This window comes from Pseudomonas sp. TMP9 (assembly GCF_037943105.1).
Classification (GTDB): domain Bacteria; phylum Pseudomonadota; class Gammaproteobacteria; order Pseudomonadales; family Pseudomonadaceae; genus Aquipseudomonas.
Window position 1 is genome coordinate 1,956,806 of record NZ_CP149803.1, and the last position, 25,875, is coordinate 1,982,680.

The 25,875-nt window shown below is 57.3% G+C and carries 28 protein-coding genes and 1 tRNA gene; 9 read left to right on the plus strand and 20 right to left on the minus strand.

What is annotated here, in order from left to right:
• Positions 1-28 precede the first annotated feature (28 nt).
• From pyrF to WF513_RS09410, 7 genes are all read right to left on the minus strand, one after another.
• Complete coding sequence (pyrF, locus tag WF513_RS09380) at positions 29-727, minus strand: orotidine-5'-phosphate decarboxylase (RefSeq protein WP_339079118.1); 699 nt, start codon at positions 725-727, stop codon at positions 29-31.
• 254 nt (positions 728-981) lie between these two features.
• Positions 982-1,554, minus strand: coding sequence for an elongation factor P (gene efp, locus WF513_RS09385; RefSeq protein ID WP_339079119.1), 573 nt, complete (start codon positions 1,552-1,554; stop codon positions 982-984).
• A gap of 47 nt (positions 1,555-1,601) precedes the next feature.
• The gene (gene earP / locus WF513_RS09390) at positions 1,602-2,735 is read right to left on the minus strand and encodes an elongation factor P maturation arginine rhamnosyltransferase EarP (protein WP_339079120.1); all 1,134 of its coding nucleotides are present in this window, start codon (positions 2,733-2,735) and stop codon (positions 1,602-1,604) included.
• 204 nt (positions 2,736-2,939) lie between these two features.
• Positions 2,940-4,214: a Y-family DNA polymerase gene (locus WF513_RS09395; RefSeq protein WP_339079121.1), complete on the minus strand. Its 1,275-nt coding sequence runs from the start codon at positions 4,212-4,214 to the stop codon at positions 2,940-2,942.
• Positions 4,207-4,644, minus strand: coding sequence for a translesion error-prone DNA polymerase V autoproteolytic subunit (umuD, locus tag WF513_RS09400; RefSeq protein ID WP_339079122.1), 438 nt, complete (start codon positions 4,642-4,644; stop codon positions 4,207-4,209). The genes WF513_RS09395 and umuD overlap by 8 nt, the downstream gene beginning before the upstream one ends.
• A gap of 257 nt (positions 4,645-4,901) precedes the next feature.
• Positions 4,902-4,991: transfer RNA gene (locus WF513_RS09405), tRNA-Ser, on the minus strand.
• A 92-nt stretch (positions 4,992-5,083) separates the two neighbouring features.
• A complete protein-coding gene (locus tag WF513_RS09410) occupies positions 5,084-5,311 on the minus strand; it encodes a hypothetical protein (protein WP_339079123.1) in 228 nt (75 codons plus the stop codon).
• A 185-nt stretch (positions 5,312-5,496) separates the two neighbouring features.
• Between WF513_RS09410 and WF513_RS09415 the strand changes: the two genes are divergently transcribed.
• From WF513_RS09415 to WF513_RS09425, 3 genes are all read left to right on the plus strand, one after another.
• A complete protein-coding gene (locus WF513_RS09415; protein WP_339079124.1) occupies positions 5,497-6,186 on the plus strand; it encodes a crotonase/enoyl-CoA hydratase family protein in 690 nt (229 codons plus the stop codon).
• Between the two features lie 405 nt (positions 6,187-6,591).
• Positions 6,592-7,317, plus strand: coding sequence for a 1-acylglycerol-3-phosphate O-acyltransferase (locus WF513_RS09420; protein WP_339079125.1), 726 nt, complete (start codon positions 6,592-6,594; stop codon positions 7,315-7,317).
• A 222-nt stretch (positions 7,318-7,539) separates the two neighbouring features.
• The gene (locus tag WF513_RS09425) at positions 7,540-8,511 is read left to right on the plus strand and encodes a magnesium and cobalt transport protein CorA (protein WP_339079126.1); all 972 of its coding nucleotides are present in this window, start codon (positions 7,540-7,542) and stop codon (positions 8,509-8,511) included.
• Here WF513_RS09425 and WF513_RS09430 read toward each other — a convergent pair.
• Entirely contained in the window at positions 8,506-9,237 is a 732-nt protein-coding gene (locus tag WF513_RS09430) for an amidotransferase (protein ID WP_339079127.1), read from the minus strand. The genes WF513_RS09425 and WF513_RS09430 overlap by 6 nt on opposite strands.
• A gap of 217 nt (positions 9,238-9,454) precedes the next feature.
• On the opposite strand from WF513_RS09430, the gene WF513_RS09435 reads away from it, so the two are divergent.
• Both WF513_RS09435 and ptrC read left to right on the plus strand, forming a co-directional pair.
• Entirely contained in the window at positions 9,455-9,589 is a 135-nt protein-coding gene (locus WF513_RS09435) for a hypothetical protein (protein ID WP_339079128.1), read from the plus strand.
• A 26-nt stretch (positions 9,590-9,615) separates the two neighbouring features.
• Positions 9,616-9,813, plus strand: coding sequence for a type III secretion system co-regulatory protein PtrC (gene ptrC / locus WF513_RS09440; protein WP_339079129.1), 198 nt, complete (start codon positions 9,616-9,618; stop codon positions 9,811-9,813).
• Between the two features lie 95 nt (positions 9,814-9,908).
• Here ptrC and WF513_RS09445 read toward each other — a convergent pair whose 3' ends face one another.
• Both WF513_RS09445 and WF513_RS09450 read right to left on the minus strand, forming a co-directional pair.
• Positions 9,909-12,056, minus strand: coding sequence for a 3-hydroxyacyl-CoA dehydrogenase NAD-binding domain-containing protein (locus WF513_RS09445; protein WP_339079130.1), 2,148 nt, complete (start codon positions 12,054-12,056; stop codon positions 9,909-9,911).
• Positions 12,057-12,072: 16 nt separating this feature from the next.
• The gene (locus WF513_RS09450) at positions 12,073-13,278 is read right to left on the minus strand and encodes an acetyl-CoA C-acetyltransferase (RefSeq protein WP_339079131.1); all 1,206 of its coding nucleotides are present in this window, start codon (positions 13,276-13,278) and stop codon (positions 12,073-12,075) included.
• Between the two features lie 706 nt (positions 13,279-13,984).
• On the opposite strand from WF513_RS09450, the gene WF513_RS09455 reads away from it, so the two are divergent.
• Both WF513_RS09455 and WF513_RS09460 read left to right on the plus strand, forming a co-directional pair.
• A complete protein-coding gene (locus tag WF513_RS09455; protein ID WP_339079132.1) occupies positions 13,985-14,344 on the plus strand; it encodes a rhodanese-like domain-containing protein in 360 nt (119 codons plus the stop codon).
• A gap of 47 nt (positions 14,345-14,391) precedes the next feature.
• The gene (locus WF513_RS09460; RefSeq protein ID WP_339083500.1) at positions 14,392-15,150 is read left to right on the plus strand and encodes a cytochrome c; all 759 of its coding nucleotides are present in this window, start codon (positions 14,392-14,394) and stop codon (positions 15,148-15,150) included.
• 129 nt (positions 15,151-15,279) lie between these two features.
• On the opposite strand, the gene WF513_RS09465 is transcribed toward WF513_RS09460, so the two are convergent.
• From WF513_RS09465 to WF513_RS09500, 8 genes are all read right to left on the minus strand, one after another.
• Positions 15,280-16,077: a transglutaminase family protein gene (locus WF513_RS09465; RefSeq protein ID WP_339079133.1), complete on the minus strand. Its 798-nt coding sequence runs from the start codon at positions 16,075-16,077 to the stop codon at positions 15,280-15,282.
• Positions 16,074-17,024: an alpha-E domain-containing protein gene (locus WF513_RS09470; protein ID WP_339079134.1), complete on the minus strand. Its 951-nt coding sequence runs from the start codon at positions 17,022-17,024 to the stop codon at positions 16,074-16,076. Before WF513_RS09470 ends, WF513_RS09465 begins: the two co-directional genes overlap by 4 nt.
• On the minus strand, positions 17,018-18,436 hold the full coding sequence (locus WF513_RS09475; protein ID WP_339079135.1) for a circularly permuted type 2 ATP-grasp protein: 1,419 nt from the start codon (positions 18,434-18,436) through the stop codon (positions 17,018-17,020). The genes WF513_RS09470 and WF513_RS09475 overlap by 7 nt, the downstream gene beginning before the upstream one ends.
• A gap of 230 nt (positions 18,437-18,666) precedes the next feature.
• Positions 18,667-19,374 (minus strand): type 1 glutamine amidotransferase, encoded by a 708-nt coding sequence (locus WF513_RS09480; RefSeq protein WP_339079136.1) that lies wholly within the window; start codon positions 19,372-19,374, stop codon positions 18,667-18,669.
• A gap of 111 nt (positions 19,375-19,485) precedes the next feature.
• Positions 19,486-19,821: a ribonuclease E inhibitor RraB gene (locus WF513_RS09485; RefSeq protein WP_339079137.1), complete on the minus strand. Its 336-nt coding sequence runs from the start codon at positions 19,819-19,821 to the stop codon at positions 19,486-19,488.
• A 304-nt stretch (positions 19,822-20,125) separates the two neighbouring features.
• Positions 20,126-20,887: an SDR family oxidoreductase gene (locus WF513_RS09490; RefSeq protein WP_339079138.1), complete on the minus strand. Its 762-nt coding sequence runs from the start codon at positions 20,885-20,887 to the stop codon at positions 20,126-20,128.
• Complete coding sequence (locus tag WF513_RS09495) at positions 20,887-21,837, minus strand: alpha/beta hydrolase (protein WP_339079139.1); 951 nt, start codon at positions 21,835-21,837, stop codon at positions 20,887-20,889. The genes WF513_RS09490 and WF513_RS09495 overlap by 1 nt, the downstream gene beginning before the upstream one ends.
• Positions 21,815-23,290 (minus strand): NAD(P)/FAD-dependent oxidoreductase, encoded by a 1,476-nt coding sequence (locus tag WF513_RS09500; RefSeq protein WP_339079140.1) that lies wholly within the window; start codon positions 23,288-23,290, stop codon positions 21,815-21,817. Before WF513_RS09500 ends, WF513_RS09495 begins: the two co-directional genes overlap by 23 nt.
• 119 nt (positions 23,291-23,409) lie before the next feature.
• Between WF513_RS09500 and WF513_RS09505 the strand changes: the two genes are divergently transcribed.
• On the plus strand, positions 23,410-24,432 hold the full coding sequence (locus tag WF513_RS09505; protein WP_339079141.1) for an AraC family transcriptional regulator: 1,023 nt from the start codon (positions 23,410-23,412) through the stop codon (positions 24,430-24,432).
• Between the two features lie 125 nt (positions 24,433-24,557).
• Entirely contained in the window at positions 24,558-25,055 is a 498-nt protein-coding gene (locus WF513_RS09510; protein ID WP_339083502.1) for a methylated-DNA--[protein]-cysteine S-methyltransferase, read from the plus strand.
• Positions 25,056-25,066: 11 nt separating this feature from the next.
• Here the strand turns inward: WF513_RS09510 and WF513_RS09515 are convergent, their stop codons facing one another.
• Positions 25,067-25,624, minus strand: coding sequence for a histidine phosphatase family protein (locus tag WF513_RS09515; RefSeq protein WP_339079142.1), 558 nt, complete (start codon positions 25,622-25,624; stop codon positions 25,067-25,069).
• Positions 25,624-25,815 carry a PLDc N-terminal domain-containing protein gene (locus tag WF513_RS09520; RefSeq protein WP_339079144.1) on the minus strand — a complete coding sequence of 64 codons (192 nt, stop codon included), beginning with the start codon at positions 25,813-25,815 and terminating at the stop codon, positions 25,624-25,626. The genes WF513_RS09515 and WF513_RS09520 overlap by 1 nt, the downstream gene beginning before the upstream one ends.
• Positions 25,816-25,875: the final 60 nt, after the last annotated feature.

Below are 25,875 nucleotides of genomic sequence, written 5' to 3' on the forward strand. Positions count from 1 at the left end.
GGAATCACTCCGGCCCTTTTGCTGTGTATCAGTTCAGCTCGGCTACGACCGTAGCCAGCGCCTTAGCCGGATCTGCAGCCTGGCTAATCGGCCGGCCGATGACTAAGTAATTAGACCCCACCTCCAGCGCCTGACGCGGCGTAAGAATGCGGCGCTGATCATCCTGAGCGCTTCCTGCCGGACGAATCCCCGGGGTCACCAGTTGCAATGCCGGGTAGGCCGTCTTTAGCGCTCGCGCTTCTTGAGCGGAGCACACCAAGCCATCCAGGCCGGCTTGTGCGGCTAAGCCAGCCAGGCGTAACACCTGTGCCTGCGGCTCAACATCCAAGCCGATACCGGCCAAGTCTTCACGTTCCATGCTGGTCAGCACGGTTACGCCGATCAACAGTGGCTTGACCCCTGCGAGTTTATCCAGGCTTTCGCGGCAAGCAGCCATCATGCGCAGACCACCCGAGCAGTGCACATTAACCATCCACACCCCCATCTCAGCCGCTGCCTTAACAGCCATGGCGGTGGTGTTGGGGATATCGTGGAATTTCAGGTCGAGGAATACCTCAAAGCCTTTACCCGCCAGCGCATTAACGATCTCCGGCCCGCAACGGGTGAACAGTTCCTTGCCGACTTTTACCCGGCACAGCGCAGGGTCAAGCTGATCAGCCAGTACCAGCGCAGCATCACGGGTCGGAAAATCCAGGGCAACGATAATCGGGGTTTGGCAAGCGGACATAGCTGAGCTCTCGGGCAAGACAAATTCGGCGCGCATTGTAGCGGATGCATCGCCCGCTTGCCGCGCCGGTGATTCACTGCCTCACGCGCACAGCACAACCAAAAGTTCGCTCGCCCCCTAAACGCAAGAGCTGAGCAACACTGCGGACCAAGCAACGCAACGTAATTTAAAGCGCCGTTAAGCACGATGGAAAAATTGCAGGCAGAAAAAAGCCCGACACAAAGTCAGGCTTCTTGTCGCCGTTAAAGCCGTTCTTAGACGGGGGCTTTAGCGCGGGATTTGTACTCGCCGCTACGGGTGTCGATTTCGATCCAGTCGTCGATGTTACAGAAATCAGCAACCTTAACTTCAGTGCCGTTGCTCAGCTTGGCGGTCTTCATCACCTTACCGGAAGTATCACCGCGAGCGGAGCCTTCGGTGTAGGTGATCTGGCGAACGATGGTGGTTGGCAGGTCAACCGAAACCACTTTGCCTTCAAAGAATACGGCTTCGCAAACGTCGCTCATGCCATCAACGATGTAAGGCATGACACTTTCCAGATCATCCTTGTTCAACTCGTACTGGTTGAACTCGTTGTCCATAAAGACGTAGTTAGGCTCGCTGTAGTAGGAGTAGGTCACGTCTACACGGTCAAGGATCACCGGCTCAAGCTTGTCGTCAGCCTTGTACACGGTTTCAGTCGACGAACCGGTGAGCAGGTTCTTCAACTTCATTTTAACGATGGCGCTGTTACGACCGGATTTAGTGAATTCGGCTTTCTGGATCAGCCAAGGTTGGCCGTCGATCAGGGCCACACTGTTGGCCTTCATTTCTTGTGCGGTTTTCATACGAATATCCGGATTTTGGATGGAATTACAGAATTCTTGGCCGCGTATCATAGCCAATTTTGGTAAAACTGCACCAGCGCCGCAGCAAGATCGGCCTGCGAAGCCCGCTGCAGGCACCATTCTTCGGCATGTTCATGCTGCTGCGGCCAGCTTTGCAGCATTTTTTCCCAGCTTTTGTCGATTGCCTGGCCGTTGTTCCATGCATGCCAGAGCTCAACCAATGCACGCTGCGCGTTTGCGGATAAACCTTCTTTATAGAGCAGCAGAAACGCATCGAGCTTTTCTAGGTGTGTGTTATCCGCCTGCTCATAGATATGCCAGAGCAACGGTCGCCCGGCCCACTGCGCGCGAATAAAAGAGTCTTCACCGCGCACCGCATTGAAGTCACAGCTCCAGAGCAGCCGGTCGTACTGCTCCTGACTCATAAACGGCAGCACGTAGATATGCAACTGGCCGCGCTGGCGAATATCACCGGGCTGCAAGGCCATACCGCCTAACCAACTCTGCAAGCTGCGCAGAATACGCCCCTCAGGCACCAGCAGTTGAATACGCTGTGGCCCAGCCGTCAATGCCTCTAGCCAGCTGCCCAAGGCTGCATTTTCATAAGCAAATAGCGAAATCATCAGAGCCCCAGCCATGGGTTCAACACCTAGGCTGCAGAGGAAGTCATCGCGCGCGCAGTCGTCGACCTGAAAGGCTCGCCGCTGCGTCAGCAGTTCACGCTCGCGCAGCAAACCACCACTGCCGGGAGTAAAACCAGGAAAGAAAAAAAACTTCGACAGCCCGTTTGACTGCAACGACGGCAAACCATGACATCCCTCAACCCACTCCTCGGCGCTGAGGTATTCGAGGTTAAGCCACAGAGGCTTGTTATGGCGTTGCGCCATCGCCTCTACATACGCCGCTGGCAGTTCACAGGCAAACGCTTCAATCACCACGTCAGCGGGCTCAGTCGTCTGCCAGTCCTGGCGCCATAAACAAACCTCTACACCCTGCTGAGTTTGCCGCAGCACTTGCGCATCAGCTTGCGGGCATAAACGCACGAACGCCTGCAGGTCATCTACCCACAACCGCACAGCTAGGCCATGCTCGGCCACCAACTGCCGCGCCAGCCGCCAAGTCACGCCAATGTCACCGTAGTTATCGACAACGCTGCAGAAAATATCCCAAGTCGCGCGCATGCGCCGCTCCATCCAAAGCCCAGCACACCATAAAGGTCAGCAGGTCGTGAGCAAACAGTCGAAACGAAAAACTCCGACGTGCAGTCACGAGGCTGCTGACTTTAGATCGCACCCCCTCCCAAGAAGCAAGGGGAGCGATTGCGCCCAAGCACAAGTTAAGTGATCAGCACCCTGCTGCGTTTAAACCCTGCAAACAACCCAAAATTACCGGCATTTCACCTCCCAAAGCTGGTCCAGTCGAGTTGTGTAGCTGGGGCTTTTCATTTCCCGACGCATACCCCAGTCGGGGTCAATTGGGACACGGCCGGTACGCAGTGTTCCCCTGCCCCAGCGGCCGTTAATCTGGTCAAGCACACTCATCAAGCGGTCGGCTTCAGGCTGGGGAACGGGCGCAAACAGATCGCCTGATACATCCCCTCGCTTGCACAGCTCAAGTAGCAAGATTTCTGCCTTGCTGTATGCGTAGCCAGGCCGGAACAGGTATTCGAGGGCATCCAATGCAGCTTTGCTGAGAAGCCGTGTGTCATCGGTATGGAACGGCAGCTCACAGATAACTCCCTTGGAATACTTGGCCTCCTGCGGATTAAACATGCCGGTCCGAATGCTGACGCGTATCTGCTTACACACCGACTGCTGCGCCCGAAGCTTTTCCGCAGCGCGATGGACGTAGGTGGCGACGGCCTCTCTTATCGGGGGCAGTTCAAGCAGACGCCTGCCGAACATTCGGCTGCTGCATATTTCCTGTTTATCGTGGATGGCATCCTCCATTTCAATACAGGCCATGCCACGCAACTCCCGCGCAGTTTTCTCGACCACCACAGAGAACTGCTTGCGCAACACCCAAGGGTCAGCCTGAGCTAAATCCCAAGCAGTCTTAATATTAAGGCTATGCAAATGGACCGTCAGCTTTCTGCCAATGCCCCAGACATCCGCGACGGGCGTCACCTTGAGAAGCTTGTCACGCTTAACCGGATCGCAAATATCAACAACCCCACCCGTTTGTCGCTGCCATCGCTTAGCCGCGCGGTTAGCCAGCTTTGCCAGCGTTTTAGTGCTGGCAATACCCACTCCAGTTGGTATGCCAGTCAGCTGCAAAACCTGCGAACGTATTCGCCGCCCAAGAGGCTCAAACGGGGATGAAATACCAGTGAGGTCGGCAAATGCCTCATCAATGCTGTAGACCTCCACCGCCGGGACCAGGCTTTCTATCACGCTCATCACGCGCTCGCTCATGTCGCCGTACAACGCATAATTACTGCTGAACACAGCGATACCTAAGCGCTCCAAATCCTTCTTGATCTGGAAATAAGGAGCACCCATCGCAATGTGCGGCTTGGCTTCAGCAGAGCGAGCAACCACACAGCCATCGTTGTTCGATAACACGACGATCGGCGTGCGCTTCAAATCAGGTCTGAAGACACGTTCACAGCTCGCGTAGAAACTGTTGCAGTCAATCAGCGCGATAACCTTCTCATCCATGGGCGCGTTGGCGATGGATACTGTCCGTTACGACGCCCCAAACAAGCAGCTCATCGCCTTCAAGGATATGGATTGGCGAATATTTGGCGTTTTCCGAGCAGAGCACATACCCCTCGCCAACCTTAGTCAGGCGCTTCACGCAGGAGTCGCCATTAACTATCGCGATGACCACATCCCCAGGTACAGCTTTTACCCCGCGACTGACCACCATGATGTCGCGGTCATAAATACCTGCACCCGTCATGCTGTCGCCCAACGCGCGCACTAGGTAGGTATGAGGCGCGTTGATACATAAAAGCTCATCTAAAGAGACCTGCTGTTCGACGTGGTCAACGGCTGGGCTGGGGAAGCCTGCGGCCACATAGGAAGAAAAATACGGCAGCTTAGTATTTGAACTAACCAAGCGCCCGAGGATGGTTGCATTACCCATGGTGAAGACCTGAAGATTAACTGTATATATGAACAGTATACCTTCGACCAATTTTGAGCAACGCTCTGATCACTCCTGCCAGCCCCTCGCTCACCTCGACGTGCCTTTTGACCCATTTACTTTGTACGCGCGAAACAACGTCGGGGATTGGCCTTGTAGCTCGCATTTGCTTAATGCAGGTTATCGACACAGCCAAACGCCAGAAAGCAAAAAGCCCCGACAACTTGTTAGTTGTCGGGGCTTTAGCTGAATCTATCTGGCGGTGAAGGTGGGATTCGAACCCACGATACGATTTCTCGTATACACACTTTCCAGGCGTGCTCCTTCAACCGCTCGGACACTTCACCGGGTCTCAATGGCCGTTGCTGGCTACCGAGGCGCGCAAATGTAGCCGAACAGCTCATCAAAGGCAAAATATTTTTTCAAAAAATTCATGCGCTTAAGCCAGATGCTGATCCTCAGACGAGGGTTTGGGCGGGCCTGGCTCGAATCGCTGTTGGCCGAACAGAATGAAACCTGTGGAGACAAACAAGCTCAAAGCAAACAGCCCCAGCACACCATCAGGGCTTTGGCTAAGCGGGTTACTGGCCAGCCAGAGCAAACCGGCCAATAGCGACAAAGCCAATAAGGCGCGCCACGCGGAGATAAGGCGGGTGAAACACTGCATGCGGATACCCTCTTTAACCAGTCGGTACCCTAGCGCTGAGCAAGCAAAACTGACCAATTACCGTTATTGATCGCCCTGATAGCCCAAGTAAGCGCTGATCGCTGACCAGCCAGTCAGCCATCGAGCTTTACCTGACCGGTGCGGATGAGTAACGTCTGCTGCACTTCAGCACAAAGAGCCCGACCATGAGCGACCTGATCAGCTACCAACTTGACGATGGCATTGCCACCCTGACCCTGTGTAACGGCAAGGTAAATGCCATTTCCCCGGATGTGATCACTGCGTTTAATGCAGCTCTGGATCGCGCCGAGCAAGACAAGGCCATCGTCATCATCACTGGCCAACCGGGCATTCTCTCCGGCGGCTACGACCTTAAGGTGATGACTTCGACCCCGCAAAACGCTGTCAATCTCGTTGCCGCCGGCTCGACTCTGGCGCGGCGCATGCTCGCCCATCCTTTCCCGATAATCGTCGCCTGCCCGGGCCATGCGGTGGCTAAGGGTGCCTTTATTCTGCTGTCATCCGACTACCGCATCGGTGTCGAAGGCCCATTCACCATCGGCCTCAATGAAGTGCAGATCGGCATGACCATGCACCACGCTGGCATTGAGCTGGCCCGTGATCGCCTGCACAAATCAGCGTTCAATCGTTCGGTCATTAACGGCGAAATGTTTGATCCGCAGGGTGCTATGGAGGCAGGCTTCCTCGACAAGGTCGTGCCCGTTGAGCAGCTGCACGCCACCGCTATGGCCGTCGCCAAGCAGATGAAAAAGATCAACATGACTGCGCACAAGAACACCAAGCTGAAAGCGCGTAAAGCGCTGCTTGATGCGCTCGACCTGGCTGTCGAGTTGGATAAGACGTTGGCGCTGTAAACACCCCGCGTAACACCACGAAGCCCGGCTAATTTACCGGGCTTTGCTTTATCTGAAGCGCCGGATAAGCGAAATGATGCGCAGCCCTGACTGGCTAAATAAAAGCGCTGTTCTTAACCCAAGCAATTCCATGCAAACCGAAAATACCGATATCAGGTGTTGGCTGACCGCCGTGCACGCTGGCCTGCGCATTGCGGCGATTGCTCCATAAGTCCTTCTAACATCGCTGCTGCACCCTCTACTCAGATACCAACGTGCAACGCGGCAAGGCCTCTAACACGCCATTTAACCAAGACCGTAGAAAACGGTTACAAACCCTGCTGTACGCCTTGATCAGCATCAATTGCCGAAAGCAGTGCACAGCCGTACACTGCGCGCCTTTTGGTCTGCCCATAGGCTTCCCTGATGCTATTTCTCGCCCGTATGCTGTTGATGAGCCTGCACTTTGTTGCGGCTGGCATTGTCGGTTTGCTGCTTGGTATTTGCCGCCCCTTCAACCCGGATAATAGCCGCCTGTGTGCACGGTTCTATTCTTGGCCGGCCTTGCGCATTCTTGGTCTGCGGATTGAAACCGAAACAACCAGCTTGCGCGACCATGTGCGCAGCGCGGTGATAGTCGCCAACCATCAGTCCAACTATGACCTGTTCGTGGTCGGCAGCGTGGTGCCAGAGCGTACCGTTTGTCTGGGTAAAAAAAGCCTGAAATGGGTGCCGTTTTTCGGTCAGCTGTTTTGGCTGTCGGGTAACGTTCTTATCGACCGTGGTAATGCCGCACAGGCCAAGCAGGCCATGCTCACCACCACCGACACCCTGCAGCATAAAGACACCTCCATTTGGGTATTTGCCGAGGGCACGCGTAATTTGGGCAAGGGCCTGCTGCCGTTGAAGAAAGGCGCTTTTCAGATGGCCATTGCCGCCGGCGTGCCTATCATCCAAGTCTGTACCAGTACCTACGTTAAGCATATGCAGCTGAACCGCTGGAAAAGCGGCATCATCAAAATTCGCTCCCTAGCCCCCATCCCCACTGCCGGCTTGACCTTGGCTGACCTGCCCGCCTTGATGGAGCAGTGCCAGCAACAGATGCGCGCCTGCATCGACAGCCTTGATGCAGAAATAGAAGGCCGCGCCTGACGCACCCGTCTGCCCCACAACGCCTGGTTAAAGCCTACGTACTTGGTAGTTCTGTGAAATGCGCGCACGGCCTTAAGTGAGCAGCACGTCAACTAAGTACAGGCTTTATGCTCAGCACGAAGGTTTCGCTGCAATCGTGGCGTCACGTCGCCAACGGGAAAGCCGTTAAGCTTGGTGCCAAAGGTTACTGCCAATCAAGTTACTGCCGAGAAGGGATGCAGCATGGGTCGCATTGTTGCAGCTGCTGTTTACAGCAAAGGCCAAAAGATTACGGATATCAGCCTTAATGAAGGCAAGCAATGGGCGAACAAGCCCGGGCACTTTGTTTGGATTGGCCTGCATGACCCGGCAAGCGAGGAGCTAAGTAGCCTGCAACAGCAGTTCGACCTGCATGAACTGGCGCTGGAAGATGCCCTGCAGCGACACACCCGGCCTAAGCTGGAAACATTCGGCGATGCGCTGTTTCTAGTGCTCTACTCGCCTATTTTGGTCAACGACGAACTGACCTTTGTCGAAACTCAATTGTTCGCCGGCAACGGTTACATCATCAGCGCTCGTTACGGTGAATCCGCGCCCTACTCGCGGGTACGCCAACGCTGCGAGGCCCGACCGCTGCTGCTTGAACACGGCGAAGACTTCGTGCTCTACGCCCTGCTCAGTTTCGTAATCGAAAACTACCGCCCGCTGATGGACAGTTACCACATCGAGCTTGAGGACGTGGAACAGCGCGTGCTGAAAAACCCGATGAGTCAGACTGACGTTGAGCGTATTCAAGGCCTGCGCCGTGATTTACTGAGACTACGGCGCTATATCGGACCGTTGACGGAAATCTGTCAGGAGTTGCAGCGCCTGGACTTTCCGTTTATAGACAAGAACATGCGCCCCTACTTTCGCGACGTGGCCATCCACGTTAACCGCCTACTGGAAGACCTCACGGGCCTGCGCGAGATGGCCGACCATGCCATTGAAATCGGCTTGTTGTTGGAGTCTTCCCGGCAAAGCATCACCCAACGCAAATTCGCTGCCTGGGCGGCCATCCTGGCGTTCCCCACTGCGGTAGCGGGGATTTACGGCATGAACTTTCAGAACATGCCTGAGCTCACCTGGCAATACGGCTACTTTGCTGTACTGGGGGTGATTACAACTGGCTGCGTCGGGCTTTTCGTCAGCTTTAAGCGATCCGGCTGGTTATAAATCAGCCAGTCCAACACGACCCTGCGCGACAAAACGCATCATCCACTCAGCCACCGTATGGCCCTGATGGGCGTGTTGCAGGCTGTTAACACCCTTGGTGTAGGCCGGCTCACCGATATGCTGCTGACGCAAGTCGAGCAGCGCACGCGAGTAGCCATGCACAAATTCGGGGTGGCCTTGGAAGCACAGAACCTGATCGCCGATGCAATAAGAGGCAATCGGGCAGAACTCGCTACTGGCGAGCAATGTGGCGTTTGCCGGGAGTTGGGTGACCTGGTCCTGATGACTGATGAGCAGGGTTAGGTCCTCAAGATCAGGGCTCATCCAGCCAGGCTTAGTGGCCATGCGGTACTGATGAATACCCACGCCCCAGCCCTGTTGGGCGCGTTCAGCCTTACCACCCAGTAGCAAAGCCAGGATCTGGTGACCGAAACACACGCCTAGCAGCTTGCTGCCTTGGCTAAAGCGCTCAAGCAAGTAGGTTTTCAGCGTCTGGATCCAAGCATCGGTACCGAAAGAGTCGGCCTTGCTGCCTGTCACCAGATAAGCATCGTAGCGCTCGCTATTGGGCGGGTAATGCCCCTCCATCACGTTGTACACCTTGAACTCAGCCGCTATAGGCTGGTGGGCGAACAACTGCTGGAACATACGGCCATAGCTGTCGTATTGGTCGACCAATTCAGGACGAAGAACATCAGTTTCCAGGATGCAGATCTGCAGCGGCATATGGGCGGTTACCTAGGGCGCAGGAGGGTTGATTTGCAAGCGCGCAAGCGTGCCTGCAGACAGCCGGCAAGGCAATAGTTCAGGGCGCAAACCGACCAATTACCTAGCCCATCAGTCGGCTTAATAACCACCATAGGCATTAATCACTTCTACCTGGAGTAGCACGCGCGGATCATTTGCCCATCGGCCACAGCGCCCACCACTCAGAGATCATCCCATGAGCCGTTTCTCCGCCCTCGCCAGCTTGCTCGCCGCCTCAGCGTTCAACAGCCGCCAAAGCATCAGCAGCCAACGCCAAACCCGCCACCTGCATGCCGCACAGCTCAATGCTGCGCACAGCGCCGGCAAATAACCGCCTATCGCCCTAGGAGTATAGATATGAGCAGCAGCCCATCACTGAGCAATCAGAACGTCTACGGCGTGACGTACGCCACAGTCGACAGCAGTGGCATCCACTTTGAGTCCGAATTGGCCATCCAACTCAACAATGGCAGCTTGACCACCTTGCGTATGCCGACCCACCTCAGCGAGCGCCAGGCCATCGCACAGCTGGTCTGTGGTCATCAAGCGTGTTGAATCAGCTACGCAATGAGGCCGGCAGCCATGTTTAGACCGCCCATAAAAAAACCGGCTCACAGGAGCCGGCTTTTAGGGCCATCGATAATTCAGCGTTAAAACAACTGATTGTTCGCGGCTTTGTCCAGTAACAGTGCTGGCGGCAAGAAGCGCTCGCCATATTGTTCAGCCAGGTACTGGGCGCGGGCAACGAAGTCTTGCACGCCGTACTGGTTGATAAACTGCAACGCACCGCCCGTCCACGCAGCGAAGCCGATGCCGAAGATCGAGCCAATGTTGGCGTCGGCCACCGATTTCAATACGCCCTCTTCCACACAACGCACCGTCTCGATGGCCTGAATAAACAGTATTCGGTCGCGTACATCTTCCTGTGAAATCTGCGCGTCGGCTTTTTCAAAGCGCGCCTTCAGCTCAGGCCACAGGTGCTTTTTACCGCCAGCCGCAGGGTAATCGTAAAAACCTGCACCTGCCGCTTTGCCCGGCCGCTTGTACTCGTTGAGCATCATGTCGATGAGCGCATACGCCGGATGGTCGAGGATCTGTTTACCCTCGCCAGCCAGATCCTTAATGGTCTGTTGGCGAATGTGGTTCATCAGGCTCATCGACACTTCATCGCTGATCGCCAGCGGACCGACTGGCATGCCGGCTTTACGCGCCTCATTCTCGATCATCGCCGCCGATACGCCTTCGCCAAGCATGGCCAAGCCTTCGTTGGTAAAGGTGCCGAACACCCGCGAGGTGAAAAAGCCACGGCTGTCGTTGACCACGATCGGGGTCTTTTTGATTTGCATGACGTAATCAAAACCGCGCGCCAGCGTCTCGTCACTGGTCTGCTCGCCCTTGATGATTTCCACCAGCGGCATTTTGTCCACCGGGCTGAAGAAATGCAGGCCGATAAACTTGTCTTGATTCTGCACCGCGCCAGCTAGGCCGGTGATCGGCAAGGTTGAGGTGTTGGACGCAATAACCGCATCAGAAAGCGCCGCACGCTCTGCCGCCGCCGTAACCTTGGCTTTGAGGTCGCGGTCTTCGAACACGGCCTCGATGATCAGGTCGCAGCCGGCAAAGTCAGCATCGCTAGCGGTGGGCTTGATCCGCGCCAAAATGCCATCGCGCTTCTCAGCGCTCATTTGGCCACGGCCGACTTTCTTCTCCAGCAACTTGGCCGAGTAATCTTTACCCTTTTCAGCGCCTTCGATGGAGATGTCCTTGAGCACCACATCGATACCAGCAACCGCCGAAACATAGGCAATACCTGCGCCCATCATGCCGGCGCCAAGCACGCCGACTTTTTTGGTCACATAGGGTGCAAAACCCTGCGGACGTGAGCCACCGGCATTGATTTCATTGAGTTGGAACCAGAAGGTGCCAATCATATTCTTCGCCACCTGGCCGGTGGTCAGCTCGGTGAAGTATCGCGCCTCGATGATTTGTGCAGTGTCGAAATCGACCTGCGCACCTTCGACGGCGGCGCACATGATCTTCTCTGGCGCCGGGAAGCAGCCTTTGGTTTTGTCGCGCAGCACACTCGGCGCAATGGCCAGCATCTGCGCTACATTCGGACTCGATGGCGTACCGCCGGGGATCTTGTAGCCCTTCACATCCCACGGCTGCACAGCGTTGGGGTTAGCAACAATCCAGGCACGGGCCTTGGCCAGCAAATCGTCTTTGTCGCCAGCCAGTTCATGCACCAGACCGGCTTTGAGGGCGGCATCTGGGCGAATTTTCTTGCCCTCAACCAAATAGGGCAGGGCTTTTTCCAAGCCAAGCAGGCGCACCATGCGCACTACCCCACCACCGCCCGGCAGCAGGCCAAGGGTCACTTCCGGCAGGCCCAGTTGCACACTGGGATTATCCAAGGCGATACGGTGATGGCACGCCAAGGCAATTTCCCAGCCCCCGCCCAAGGCGGCGCCATTAATTGCGGCGACCACAGGCTTACCCAGGGTTTCCAGGCGGCGCAGTTGACCTTTTATGTTGAGGATCATTGCATAGAAGGTTTGCGCGTCGGCCTTGGTGACCTTGATCAGCTCAGCCAGATCGCCGCCGGCAAAGAAGGTCTTCTTTGCCGAGGTGACGATAACGCCGGCGATGGAATCTTTTTCGGTTTCCAGGCGGTCGACAATCTTACCCATGGCTTCGCGGTACACCGCGTTCATGGTGTTGGCGCTTTGGCCGGGCATGTCCATGGTCAGAACGACGATATTGTCCTGGCCTTTTTCGTAACGGATGGCGTCAGTCATTTTTCTTATCTCCGCCTCAAACTCTTTCAATAATCGTGGCAATGCCCATACCGCCGCCCACACAGAGGGTGGCCAGGCCGTAACGCAACTGGCGCTTCTCCATCTCGTCGAGCAAGGTGCCGAGGATGGCGCAACCAGTCGCACCCAACGGGTGGCCCATGGCGATGGAGCCGCCGTTGACGTTGACCTTGTCTTCGCTAACACCCACTTCCTTCATAAACTTCATCACCACCGAGGCGAACGCTTCGTTGACCTCGAACAGATCGATGTCCGCAATGTTCAGCCCGGCCTTGGCCAGAGCTTTACGCGTGGCCGGCGCAGGACCGGTGAGCATGATGGTGGGGTCGGTGCCGGTGACTGCAGTAGCAACAATACGTGCGCGCGGCTTCAGGCCCAGCTCGCGGCCCTTGGCTTCGGAGCCAATCAGCATCAACGCCGAGCCATCGACGATGCCCGAGCTGTTGCCCGGTGTGTGCATGTGGTTGATCTGCTCAACATGGCTGTAAACTCGCAGCGCCGTGCTGTCGAAGCCCATCTGGCCCATCATCTCGAAGCTCGGCTTGAGTTTGCCAAGGCCTTCGAGGGTGGAATCGCCACGGATAAATTCATCGTGATCAAGCAGCACAATGCCGTTTTGGTCGGTCACCGGAATCAGCGACTTGCTGAACGAACCGTCCTTGCTGGCACGCGCCGCTTTTTGCTGCGAGCGCAGCGCGTAGCTGTCGACATCAGTACGGCTGAAACCTTCCAAGGTGGAAATCAGGTCGGCGCCAATTCCCTGCGGGGTGAAGTGCGTGGCCAGATTTGTGGCCGGGTCCATCACCCAAGCGCCGCCATCGGAGCCCATGGGGATGCGCGACATTGACTCGACGCCGCCCACAACGACCAGGTCTTCGAAACCAGAACGCACCTTCATCGCACCGAGGTTGACTGCTTCCAGGCCCGAGGCGCAAAAGCGATTGAGCTGCACGCCTGACACGCTTACATCCCAATCAGCGACCATGGCTGCAGTTTTGGCAATGTCTGCGCCCTGATCACCGACTGGCGTCACGCAGCCAAGAACGATGTCATCGACTTGGCTGGTATCGAGGTTATTACGCGTTTGCAGCGCTTTGAGCAGACCCGCGATCAGGTCGACAGGCTTAACGCTGTACAACGCGCCGTCCTTCTTGCCCTTGCCGCGGGGCGTGCGCACTGCATCGAAAATAAATGCTTCGGTCATGGCGTCCTCAGACCTCCAATGGAGGGTGGCTGGCGGTGCAGGTCAAGCCTGCACCTGTTTTTGTGGAGTGGGCCCACCATACGCCGCAGCAGGACAGGCTCAATGACCGAAGTGCTCAGGCCTATTGACCACTCAGCTCAGACCAACGGTCAATCGCTGGGTAACCGTGAATAAGTACGTCTAACTCAAGGCTGGCGGCCATCACTCATGCAACCGTAATAACTGCCTGTCACTAAATTGCGCCGCTTAGTAATCAAGGCGTCTATAGACGCGCTTTTGCAGCCCTACAGTTAAGTTAAACCAGCAGCGTGGTTGAGCAGGCTGGTTGTTGTAGGCGTCGTCGCCGGGTTTTGCCGGGACGGCTGAGTCGTCACCTGACGGGGTATGCATCCGCGCTGGCTGTGCGGTTAGCGAGGGTCTCCACAAAAACAATAAGGCCAATCGCCATGTTTAATTCTATGAAAATACGCCAGGCAGGCATGATCGTGTTTGCCACCACTCTGATTTTGATCCTGCCTAATCTGACCCGCTTGGTCAGCTAATCCTTAGGCGGCTGTTTTATTCCTTACCAATGAAACAACACCGCCCCCGCTCCTGCCCTGCCCGCCACCGTGGAGTGAGCGTGCAGCGGCAGCTGCGTTTCTCATCGCAGCGGTACACTAAGCGCCTGTGCTAGGGTGGCCTTAACCACCTAAAGGAGTTTGTTATGCGCCGTTTATTTACCACTTTCGGTTTGCTCATCAGCCTGCCCATTATGGCGGGCGACGCTAAATTGGCTGCCGCCGTTACGGCTCTGCAATCCCCCGAAAGCGTGGTGATTGATGTGCGCACGGCTGAAGAATTCGCTGCGGGCGCATTACCCCGCGCCGAACAGATCGACTATGGGCAGATCGCTAACCGCATCAGCGCCATTGCACCGGATAAGGCCACCCCTATCGTTCTTTACTGCCGCAGCGGCCGCCGCTCCAGCGTCGCAGAGGAAAGCTTGCGCACCTTGGGTTACAGCAACTTGATCAACGCCGGCAGCTATGACGAACTCAAGCTCGCCCTGGAATCTCAAGATTGAGCAAACGCACTGCAGTGATCAGTCTGCTGGCTTTGCTGCCATTGAGCATGCTGCACGCCGCCGAACTGACCCTGGAGCTGGGTAACGGCAGCCAGAGCCTGAGCAGCGCCCAACTGCTCGCCCACCCACAGGCGCAAACCGTCGAGATCAACAACGACGTCAGCTACAAGCGCAGCATGCATTACCGCGCCATACCACTGGTAGCGCTGCTGGAAGGCGTGCAACTCGGTGATCACCTGCAGCTGGTGGCCAGCGACGGCTTTGCCGCCGAACTGCCCGCTGCGCCTGTGCTGAGCAAAACTGGTAGCCAAGCTTGGCTGGCCATCGAAGACCCAGCGCAGCCCTGGCCCGCCCTCGGTAACGGCAAAGCCAGCGCCGGACCGTTTTACCTGGTCTGGCAAAACCCAGCAGCCAGTCAGATTGGCCCGGAGCAATGGCCGTTCCAACTCGTCGCCATTCGCAAACTGGCCCCAGTGGCGCAGCGCTTCCCACTGCTGCTTCCCGCTGCCGACGCCAGCCCAGCGGTGCAAGCAGGCTTTGCCCAGTACCAGAAGAATTGCATGGCCTGTCACCGCCTGAACGGTGCTGGCGACTCGCAATTCGGCCCGGATCTGAACATCCCGCACAACCCGACCGAGTATTTCAGGGGCAACTTTCTTACCCGCTATATCCGCGACCCACAGAGCTTGCGTCGCTGGCCGCAAGGCAAGATGCCGGGGTTTGCGGTTGAGGTGTTAAGTGACAAGGCGCTGGGGGAATTGGTTGAGTATTTGCGGCATATGGCGGGGAGGAAGGTGAAGCCTTAAGGGCTTTGTGCGGGGCAGCCGCATTGATCGACCAAGACCGGAGGATGGGTTGAACAATGTGACACCCATCCCACCTCCTGCATCTATGCAATCGCCTCCCGCAAGCGGACAGAGAGGCTGAAGAGCGGCCTACTGCTGTTGCACCCGAATCACCGGTGCTACCTCCACCTGCGCGTGCATCTGCTCGATGCCGCCACCACGGCGCATGCCGCGTACCGGGCAGGCATCCAGATAATCCAGGCCCACTGCCAACTTCAAATGCCGCTCCGGTTTGGCCAGGCAGTTGGTTACGTCAAAGCTGTACCAAGCACCATCCAGCCAGGCTTCGGCCCAGGCGTGGCTGGCCAGATGGTCTTCGCTGTCGGTAAACAGATAACCCGAAACATAACGCGCTGGAACACCCAGGCTGCGCGCGCAGGCGAGAAAGGCGTGAGCGTGATCCTGGCAGACACCCCTGCCGCCGGCGAAGGCCTCGCTGGCGCTGGTTTCCACGGCGGTGGTGCCGGGCTGGTAGCTGATGTGTGCATTCAGTGCGTACATCAGGTCGATCAGGCCGCTGCGGTCAGCGCGGCTGTGGCTTTGCAACTGGGCGAACTCGCGCAGGGCGGCATCGGCTTCGGTCAGGCGGGTAAAGCGCAGAAACGGCCAGGCCGACTGGCTTTCGTGCTCGGCTTCACGGGCCTCGTCGATCTCCACCTGACCCCGCGCGCCGATGACGATGGATTCGTGAGGTTCATCCATCGTCAGCACGTGCAGGATATTGCCGTAGGGGTCAATCTGCGCACGCACCGGGCGCGGCAAACTTAATGCCCAGCTGAGCACGTGCTGTCGCTCACTGTCGTGCGGGGTCATGCGTAAATACTGGATGCTGTTGCGTACCTGATCTTCATAACGATAGGTAGTGTCGTGGCTGATTGACAGTCTCATGCGACCTCCAGGTAGGAACTTTGGATGGCTTGACCTAGCTGGCGAACCAGCAGGATGAAATCGGTGAGCCAAGCGTGCAGGCCCTCGTCGAGCACCTCTTCAATGCTGGTGTAACGCAGCCGCGCTTCCAGCTCGGCGGCCAAACGCTGGGCTGGGCGGCCGTTGTCGCCGGGCAGGCTGGCGAGCATCAGGTTGAGCTCGTCCATGCAGGCACGCAGCGAGCGCGGTATGTCGGCGCGCAGCAACAACAGTTCAGAGACTTTGCGCGTATCAGGCGAGCCGCGGTAGATCTCGGCAAACGCCTCGAATGACGATAATGCGCGCAATAGCGCAGTCCACTGGTAGTAGCTGCGGGCTGGGCGACCGTCGATTTCGTCGATGTCTTCGCCGAGCATTTCATAGCGCGCATCGATCAGGCGCAGGGTGTTATCGGCGCGTTCGATAAAGGTGCCCAGACGGATAAAGCGGTACGGGTCGCCGCGCATGATGGTGCCGAAGGTGGCGCCACGAAACAGGTGCGAGCGCTCTTTGACCCACTCACAGAAGCGGCTGATGCCGTAACGGCCCAGGCCCTGTTCGGCGATGCCGCGAATCTCCAGCCAAGTGGCATTGATGTTTTCCCACATATCGGCGGTGATTCGCCCGCGCACGGCGTGAGCGTTACTGCGCGCGGCCTGCAGGCAGCAATAAATACTCCCCGGATTGCTCGCATCCAAAGCAAAGAAATTCAGCATGCGCTCGGCATGCATCGGACCGTGACGCTCTAGGTAGTCGTCAAGGGTGCCGGTAATCAATAGTGGCAAGGCAAGCTCTTCCAGACCATCGCCACGGCCGTCTTGCGGCATCAGTGACAGCGAATAGCTAACATCCAGCATGCGCGCGAGGTTTTCTGCACGCTCTAGGTAGCGCGACATCCAGTACAAATCTGAGGCGGTACGACTCAGCATGATGAATCCTCCACTACCCACGTGTCTTTGGTGCCGCCACCTTGGGACGAGTTGACCACCAGCGAACCGTCGCGCAGGGCCACGCGGGTGAGTCCGCCTGGGACGATGCGGGTTTCCTTGCCGGACAGAACGAAAGGACGCAAGTCGATATGCCGTGGCGCGATACCGCGCTCAACAAAGGTCGGGCAGGTTGACAGGCACAGCGTCGGCTGGGCGATATAGGCCTCAGGCTTAGCGATCAGACGGGCGCGAAAATCTTCGATTTCGGCCTTGGTGGCCGCGGGGCCAACCAGCATGCCGTAGCCGCCGGAGCCTTGGGTTTCTTTGACCACCAAGTGTTCAAGATTGGCCAGCACGTGAGATAACTCGGACGGTTTGCGGCACTGAAAGGTTGGCACGTTTTTCAGAATCGGCTCTTCACTCAGGTAGAAGCGGATCATGTCGTCGACATAGGGGTAGATGGATTTATCGTCCGCCACCCCAGTGCCAATGGCATTGGCCAGCACCACATTGCCACTGCGGTAGCACGCCAACAGGCCGGGCACACCGAGCATGGAGTCTGGGTTGAAGGCCAATGGGTCGAGGAAGGCATCGTCAAGACGGCGGTAAATCACATCCACCTGTTTAGCGCCCGAGGTGGTGCGCATAAACAGCTTGTCGTCGCGCACGAACAGGTCGGCACCCTCGACCAACTCCACACCCATTTCGCGGGAGAGAAAGGCGTGCTCAAAATAGGCGCTGTTGAAGCGCCCCGGTGTCAGTACCACTACATTGGGGTTATCCAGTGGGCTGGAGGACTTGAGGGTATCGAGCAATAGATTGGGGTAATGATCAATCGGCGCCACGCGCTGGGCGGCGAACAATTCAGGAAACAGACGCATCATCATCTTGCGGTCTTCGAGCATATAGCTGACGCCGCTGGGGGTGCGCAGGTTGTCTTCGAGCACGTAGTAGCTGCCATCGCCGTCACGCACCAAGTCGACGCCTGCGATGTGCGCGTACAGGTCGCGGTGCAGGTTAAGGCCCTGCATGGCGATCTGGTAGCCCTCGTTAGCCAGTACCTGCTCGGCGGGAATGATCCCAGCTTTGAGGATGCGCTGGTCGTGGTAAAGGTCGGCGAGAAACATGTTCAGCGCCTGCACGCGCTGGATGCAGCCCCGCTCGACAATGCGCCATTCACTGGCCGGAATGCTGCGCGGGATGATGTCGAACGGGATCAACCGCTCGGTGCCTTGATCATCGCCATACAGGGTGAACGTAATGCCCGCACGATGGAACAGTAGGTCAGCTTCACGGCGGCGCTGTGCCAGAAGTTCCTCTGGGGTATCCGCTAACCAGCGGGAAAACGCTTGATAGTGCGGGCGGACAACGCCACTCGCGTCATACATCTCATCATAAAAGCTGCGGGCCATGCCGTACTCCTTGTCACCCGGACATGGAATCGGCTTTGCAAAGCTCGCGCCACACAGTAAAAATGTTTTAAATCAGTATGTTAAGTATTTATCAGACGAGGGACGCACCAAGCCGGAGCGTAATCGTGACCTGCAGGGCGCGGGGCGCGCCATTTTAAGTCGTCAGCGGGCTAAGGCATGTGGCTTTACGCAGGTGGTAGAGGAGCAAAGTATCAGCCCGCTTAACGACGTCATAACTCAGCCAGCTGGAGCCAATGTCGATAGAAGCCTTCAGCGACTCGGTTCAACTCCATGACCTTGGCCGGCAGGTCTTCAAGCATCTGCGCTCTGCTCTGCTGGCTCGGTTGGCTGGCATCAAGCAAGTGGTGCCAATCGTCTAGCCATTGGCGCACTAAGGCTTCGTTCATTTCCGGATGGCCCTGCAGGGCTAACAGCTTGTCACCCCAGGCAAACGCTTGGTTGCTGCACCAAGGGCTACTGAGTAAGGGCTGCGCACCATCTGGGATAGCAAAACTGTCACCATGCCACTGAAACATCGGAAAGGTTTCGGGCAGATGGGCCAGCCACGGGCTGGGTGCGGCCTGATCGAGCCGCCTAAGCGGCTGCCAGCCACTTTCGGTAAAGAGCACGCGCTGGACTTCCGCGCCCAACGCCTTGGCCAGTAACTGGCCGCCCAGGCAGTGACCGATCAGCGGGATATCGCGTTGGATAAAATGCTGCAGCGCGGCCACTTCAGGCTCAATCCAAGCAAGCGGGTCATTCACGCTCATTGGCCCGCCCATAATGGCCACGGCCTTGGGGCGGTCGAGGTCGATGCTCTCCAGTTCGCCCAAATCGACGCGCAACACGGTAAAAGAGTGGCCAGCCTGCTCCAGCATCTTGGCGAGGTGGGCCGGTGGACAGTAATCAATGTGAGTCAAAATCAGAATATCGGTCATGCGCCAAGTCTGAAGCAAAGCGCAGGCTGGGGTCGAGGGGCGATTGATTGGGCGTGAGATAGCGAGGTAGAAATGACACCGGCCAGCATATGGCTGGCCGGTGTATGGCACTCAGGGCTGTCTGACCTCCTGGGTTACGCCCCAACCATCCAGCTTGCCACCAAGCGGTAGCACAACCGACTCCAGATCATGCTCAAAGTCGTCAATACCATGGTGAGTGGCGAACATAACTTTACTGACTTGTAGGTGCCAAACACCGTCATCACGCTCGGTTACGAGGGCGTGAAGCGACTCACCGCGAAAGTTACGGGTGGCCTGACGGGCTCGCGCCTCATCCGGAAAAAGTGCATAAAACTCGATGGGATGGAAGCTGGCAAAGTCGAAACCACCCTCCTTCATCCGCCGTAAAACGCCATTGCTAGCATCATCGTGCAAGGCTGTGCTCATAACGTGATCTCCTCAGGCGATGGATAAATTTACAGGACGCTAAAGAACCAACTCAATGTCGATACTGCAGTGCGAGAACCTGATAAACGCTTTCCAGTTGCTACCGCTTGAGCTTCAGCGATGTCGCGGCACCCTTAGCAGTGCCGCCCGAGAGTCAAGCGATTAGATCGCTTGAGGTGCCATAGCCAGACCCGAAAGCAGGACCGGTTAACGCAGGCCTAAGCAGAGTGCCCAAGCCTGAAGCGCTGTTTGCAGATTAGTCCTATCGATCGGGGTTTGCCCAGCAAAAAATAGACAAGCTCGCTCAGTCACGACTGAGCCAGGCCATGATCCGTCGAGTTATCCAAGCGGGTGTCAGCTGGCCAAATCCGTACAACAACTTGAACTGCAGGCTAATGGGCCGATGCACCTTGCTGTGCTGCGCTTGCTCCCAGGCAGCTTGAGCCACCGCCTGCGCCTCAAGATTGACGCCTAAGCGGCGCAAAACTGGGGCTTTAAACCGCTGATTACTGAGCATCGGCGTGCTCACAAATGGCGGCATCAAATCACCAACGCGAATGCCATATTTAGCCCATTCCAGGTCCAACGCTTCACTCAGCGCGCGCACAGCGAATTTGGACGCCGAGTAACTGGCCAAATGCGGCACGCCATACAGCCCCGAGGCCGAACACATATTGATCACCTGCGCCTGCGGCGTAGCTTTCAGGTAAGTGAAGGCCGCGTGCGTCATATTCAGCGTACCCAGCACGTTGATCTGCACAATGCGTGTATGCGCGCTGAGTTCAATTTCCTCGAAATGACCGCAGTGCAAAATCCCCGCGCTGTTAAACAGCAGGCGTAATTGGCCGCCGTGTAGGGCGCAGAAGCCCGCCAGTGCAGCCTTGACCGCCGCAGGGTCCGTCACATCCAGTTCAGCGTGCCACGCATTGCCCAGCTCTGCGGCTAACTCGGCCAGGGCTTGGGCATTTATATCCAGCAAACCCACCTGCCAACCGTGGCGATAAAACAACCGCGCGGTGGCCGCGCCAATACCTGAGGCTGCACCCGTAATTAAAATATTGCGCATCAGCAGCCCCGGGCGCGCAGAAAATCTACCACTTCAGCCAAGGCGAAATCCGCTGCATTGAGCATGCCCGCGTGGGCCTGAAACACGTGCCACAAGCCCGGATAACGCTGCAAGCAGACATCCACACCCGCTGCCTTGGCCTTATCCGCAAAACGCAGGCTGTCGTTACGCAATATTTCGTCTTCACCCACCTGAATAAGCACCGGTGCCAAGTCATGCAGATCAGCAAACTGCGGTGATAAACCGGGATCGTCGTGCGCTACATCAGCCGGGCAATACAGCGCCAGCGCTTGCTCCACCCATTTATGGTTAATCAACGGATCACCAGCCGGCGGTTCATGTAAGTGGCTGCCGGTAAAATCAGTCACCGGGGAAAAACACACCAGCGCCGCCGGTTGCGGCAAACCCCTATCACGCAAGCGCAAACTGGTGATCAAGCTCAGGTTGCCGCCGGCGGAATCACCACCGATAACGATGCGCGAAGGGCTGTAGCCCAAGTCGATTAACGCTTGAAACGCGGCCAAGGCATCGTCGCGCGCCGCGGGGTATTGATGCTCGGGCGCCAGGCGATAGTCCAAGGCGCACACATCCATTTGCCCGCGTTTAGCCAAGTTTGAGCAAATCGCCCGATGGGTATTCGCCCCGCCGATCAAAAAAGCACCGCCGTGCAGGTAGAGCATGACCGTGCTGCCACCACCCTGGGGTTTATGCCACTCACACGAGCGCTCGCCTAGCATGCCGCTGCTACGGCTGACGCCACGTGGCGCTGGGCTGACGGCAGTCAACAGGCGCAACAACCCACGCTGCCCGGCAATGGGCATTGGCGGGCGCACCAAGCCACGGAACAATAGGCGCAGGCTGGTGCGCAATACACTGCGCAGGAAGGCTTGATCGGCGGCTGGCGGGGTGAATTCGGCGGCTGCAGTTTTAGCGGGTGCAATCATAGTCATTCAACTCCGGTGCGCGGGTTTGCAGGCGATAGGTGAAGGTATAGCCCGGCCAATTGTTGGTGCTTTTACCGGAGGCGGTTTTGTACCAGCTTGAGCAGCCCTGCTCCCAGATCGTGCGGTGTGAGCTGGCCTGGATCTGCTGATTAAAGCGCTGCTGCACCGGCGCTTTTACATCCAGGTAACGCAGGCCCTGCTCGCGCAGTAAATCGAGGCAACCGAGTACGTAGCGGAACTGGCTTTCCAGCATGTAAATGATCGAGTTATGCCCCAAGTTGGTATTGGGGCCATAGAGAATAAACAGGTTGGGGAAACCGCTGACGCTAATGCCCTTATAAGCTTCTGCTCCATCTCGCCACGCCTGGTTCAGCTCTTGCCCGCCAAGCCCGGTGATGTGCATGGGCGCAAGAAAATCCGTAGCCGCAAAGCCGGTGCCATAGATCAGCACATCGCAGGGATGCTCACGGCCGTCAGCGGTGATGATGGCTGTTTCGCTCACGCGGCTGATCGCCTCGCTCACCACCGTTACATTGGGCTGCGCCAAGGCCGGGAAGTAGTCATTGCTGATCAAAATACGCTTGCAGCCCATGGGGTAATCCGGCTGCAATTGCGCGCGCAAGTGCGGGTCACTGACTTGTTTATTGAGGTGGCGATCAAAGCTGAAGCGAAACAATTTCATCAGCCACGGCATGCTGATAAACGCCAGGCCACGCACCTCGTGATGCAAGTATTTGAGGCCACGGTCAATTTTTTGTAACCAGGGCATGCGCTGCATAAGCGCCAGCTCCCAAGGCCGGTACGTGCGGTCTGGTTTAGCCAGCACATAGGCCGGCGAGCGCTGGAACAGCTGCAACTGCGCCACGTTGGGCTGGATTCTCGGGACAAACTGAATGGCCGATGCGCCGGTACCGATCACTGCCACGCGCTTGCCAATTAGATCCACGTCATGACGCCAGCGCGCCGAGTGAAAGGCCTCGCCAGCAAAGCGCTCAATACCGGGCAACGCCGGATAAGCCGGCTGGTTAAGTTGGCCACAGGCACTGATCAGAACCTGGGCGCTGAACGCTTCACCATTGCTCAGGGTTACCCGCCACAGGGCATCTGCTTCGTCAAACGCTGCCGTGGCCACCTCGGCATTACAACGGATACGTGAGCGCAGCTGATACTTGGCTACGCAGTCCAGCATGTAGCCGTGAATTTCCGCTTGGGGCGCGAATTTGCGGCTCCAGTTGGTTTTCGGCTCGAAGGAAAATGAATACAGGTGCGACGGCACATCGCACGCCGCGCCGGGATAGCTGTTATCACGCCACGTACCGCCAACCTCGGCGGCTTTTTCCAGCAGCAGAAAATCGTTGATACCGGCTTTTTGCAGCTGAATGGCCATGCCCAAGCCACCAAAACCGCTGCCAATAATCAGCACGCGTAATGAGGCTTGGTTCTGGGAGGTGTTGTGCATTGTTAGATCCCCAACCGCAAATAGTATCGATACAGCGATGCTACGTACCTGTCACTTGGCGAGTTATGGCATAGTCGGCCAATTGATTGTGACTTTCGGACAAACGCCGCGGACAACGCATGCCAGCCAGCACCTTCCACCTGCCAAAACGCAGCATCACCAGCGCCCAACTGTTGACCCAACTGGGCCTCGACCATGGCCTGAGTGTCGAGCGCTGCCTGCACAATACCGGCTTAAGCCCGTTGCAGCTGGCGGAGTTGCACAGTGAAATCGAAGGTGCGCAGGAACTGCAGCTGATCAACAACCTGATCAGCGCCCTGCCCGAGCAACAGGATCTGGGCCTACAAGCCGGCAGACGCTACAAACTGACCACTTACGGGATTTGGGGCTATGCCCTGCTCAGCAGCCAGACCTTTCGCCAAGCCGCTGAACTGGGCTTGCGCTACCTAGACCTCACATTTGCCTTCAACCGGATCACCCTGAGTGAAGACACCCACCACGCTCACCTTGAGTTGGATGGCAGCCATTTACCCGATGCGGTACGCGATTTTCTGTTGCTGCGTGATGCGGTGGCGGTGATGGTGATACAGCGCGAACTCACCGGCGCCAAAGTGCCTTTAACCCGCGTGCAACTGAACCTGCCAGCGCCGGCTGACCCGGCGCGCTTTATCGAGCAATTCGGCCTGTTACCCGAGTTCGCCTGCCCGCAGAACCGTATCAGCTTCCCCAGCCACTTACTGGATCTGCCTTTACCGCGCGCCAACCTGCACAGCGCTCAGCTCTGCGAACTGCAATGCCAAGCCTTGCTGGCCAAACGCCAAGTGCGCAACGGACTGGCCGGGCAGATCCGTGATCGCTTATTGAGTAATCCCGGCCGGCTGGCGGACATGGAGCTAATCGCAGGTGAATTGAATATCAGCAGCCGCACTCTTCGTCGCCGTTTGGGCGAGCAAGGCAGCAGCTTTCGCCAATTACAGGAAGAAGTACGCCAGGCCCTGGCCGAAGAACTGCTGGCAATTGAAAGCCTGAGCCAAGAGGACATCGCCGAGCGCTTGGGCTACAGCGAAGTGTCAAACTTTCTGCATGCCTTCAAGCGCTGGAAGGGCCTCACGCCAGGGCAATACCGTCAGGGAATTTGCTAAGGATTGGGCATGCCTGATCGGGGCGACCAATAGTCTGTTCAGCCCGTTAGGCGTCAGTGAGGCTCTGACAACAGCTCAGGCTGCGCGTATTGTCTGGCAGGGTCATCTACTTCGAGGGTAAGCCGATGTTCTATCGTCACTACGACAGCCCCATCGGCCGCTTGCTCCTAAGCGGCGATGCCGGTGGTTTGCAGCAAGTGCTCATGGATATCGACGGCAAGCCTTGGAAAATCGGCGAGCAGTGGCGCGCTGCAGCACATGAGCTGGATGAAGTATGCAAGCAATTGGATGAATACTTCGCCGGGCGCCGCCAGCGCTTTGATCTGCCTTTAGCGCCGCAGGGCACGGTGTTTCAACAGGCGGTATGGCAAGCGCTGCGGTACATTCCGTTCGGGCAGACCAGCAGTTACAGCGCCCTCGCCGCCGAGATCGCGCGGCCCACAGCAGTCCGCGCGGTGGGCGCTGCCAATGGTGCTAACCCGATTGCCGTCATCATTCCCTGCCACCGGGTCATCGGCCGCGACGGCAGCCTCACGGGTTATGCCGGCGGTTTGCCGCGCAAAGCACTGTTGCTCAAGCTGGAAGGTGCGCAGCTACCGGAACAACGGCTGCTGAGTATTTAACACGCGACAATTCAGGGCCGAATACGCGCCAGCACACGCACCGGAGCCTGCAGCGGCAAGGCCAGAATCAGCCCCTCGCCAGACGCCGGATAGATGCCGGTCAAGGCCGTGATATTGACTTGATGGGAGACCAGCACCATCGGCGCGCCACGGGCTTGCGCATTGACCTGCTCGATCAGTGCAGCCGTCTGCTCTCGGGCAGTGGCGGGGGTTTGAAAGAACGAATCCAGAGCGGGCAACACTTCGACTGCAGCAACACCCATTTCCCGAGCCGTATCCTCAGCGCGGCACCAGCGACTGCTGAGCAGACGCGGTTTAATCCACTGACGTTGCAGCAATTGCCCCCAGCGCTGCGCCTGCTCGCGGCCGGCCTGATTGAGGTTGCGTTGAGTACGGCAGTCACCTAACTGAAAATTCGCCGGATCACCGTTGCCGGGCGCGGTGGCGTGGCGCATCAGCAAAACGGCGCGGCCTTCACGCAGCGCCGTCCAGGCTTGCTGATCCTCGGCCTGAGTGGCACCGCTCAGCAGGCATAACGCCAACAGATACGCACCCGACCGCCACAGCATTAGAACTTGACCGTGCCGCGCGGGCCCATCAGCGCCCAAATGATCAGGCCGATCACCGGCAGTAAGACGATCAGCAGTATCCACAAGACTTTGATGCCGGTTGTAGCGTTACTTTTGATGACGCTGAGGATCGCCCAGATGTCCAGTGCCAGAATCACCAGCCCCAGTAAACCGTTAAACATTGAACCCATACGTTGTCGCTCCTATGCGATGGTTTCGCTTAGCTAGGATAGACGCAGGCCCAAAGAGTT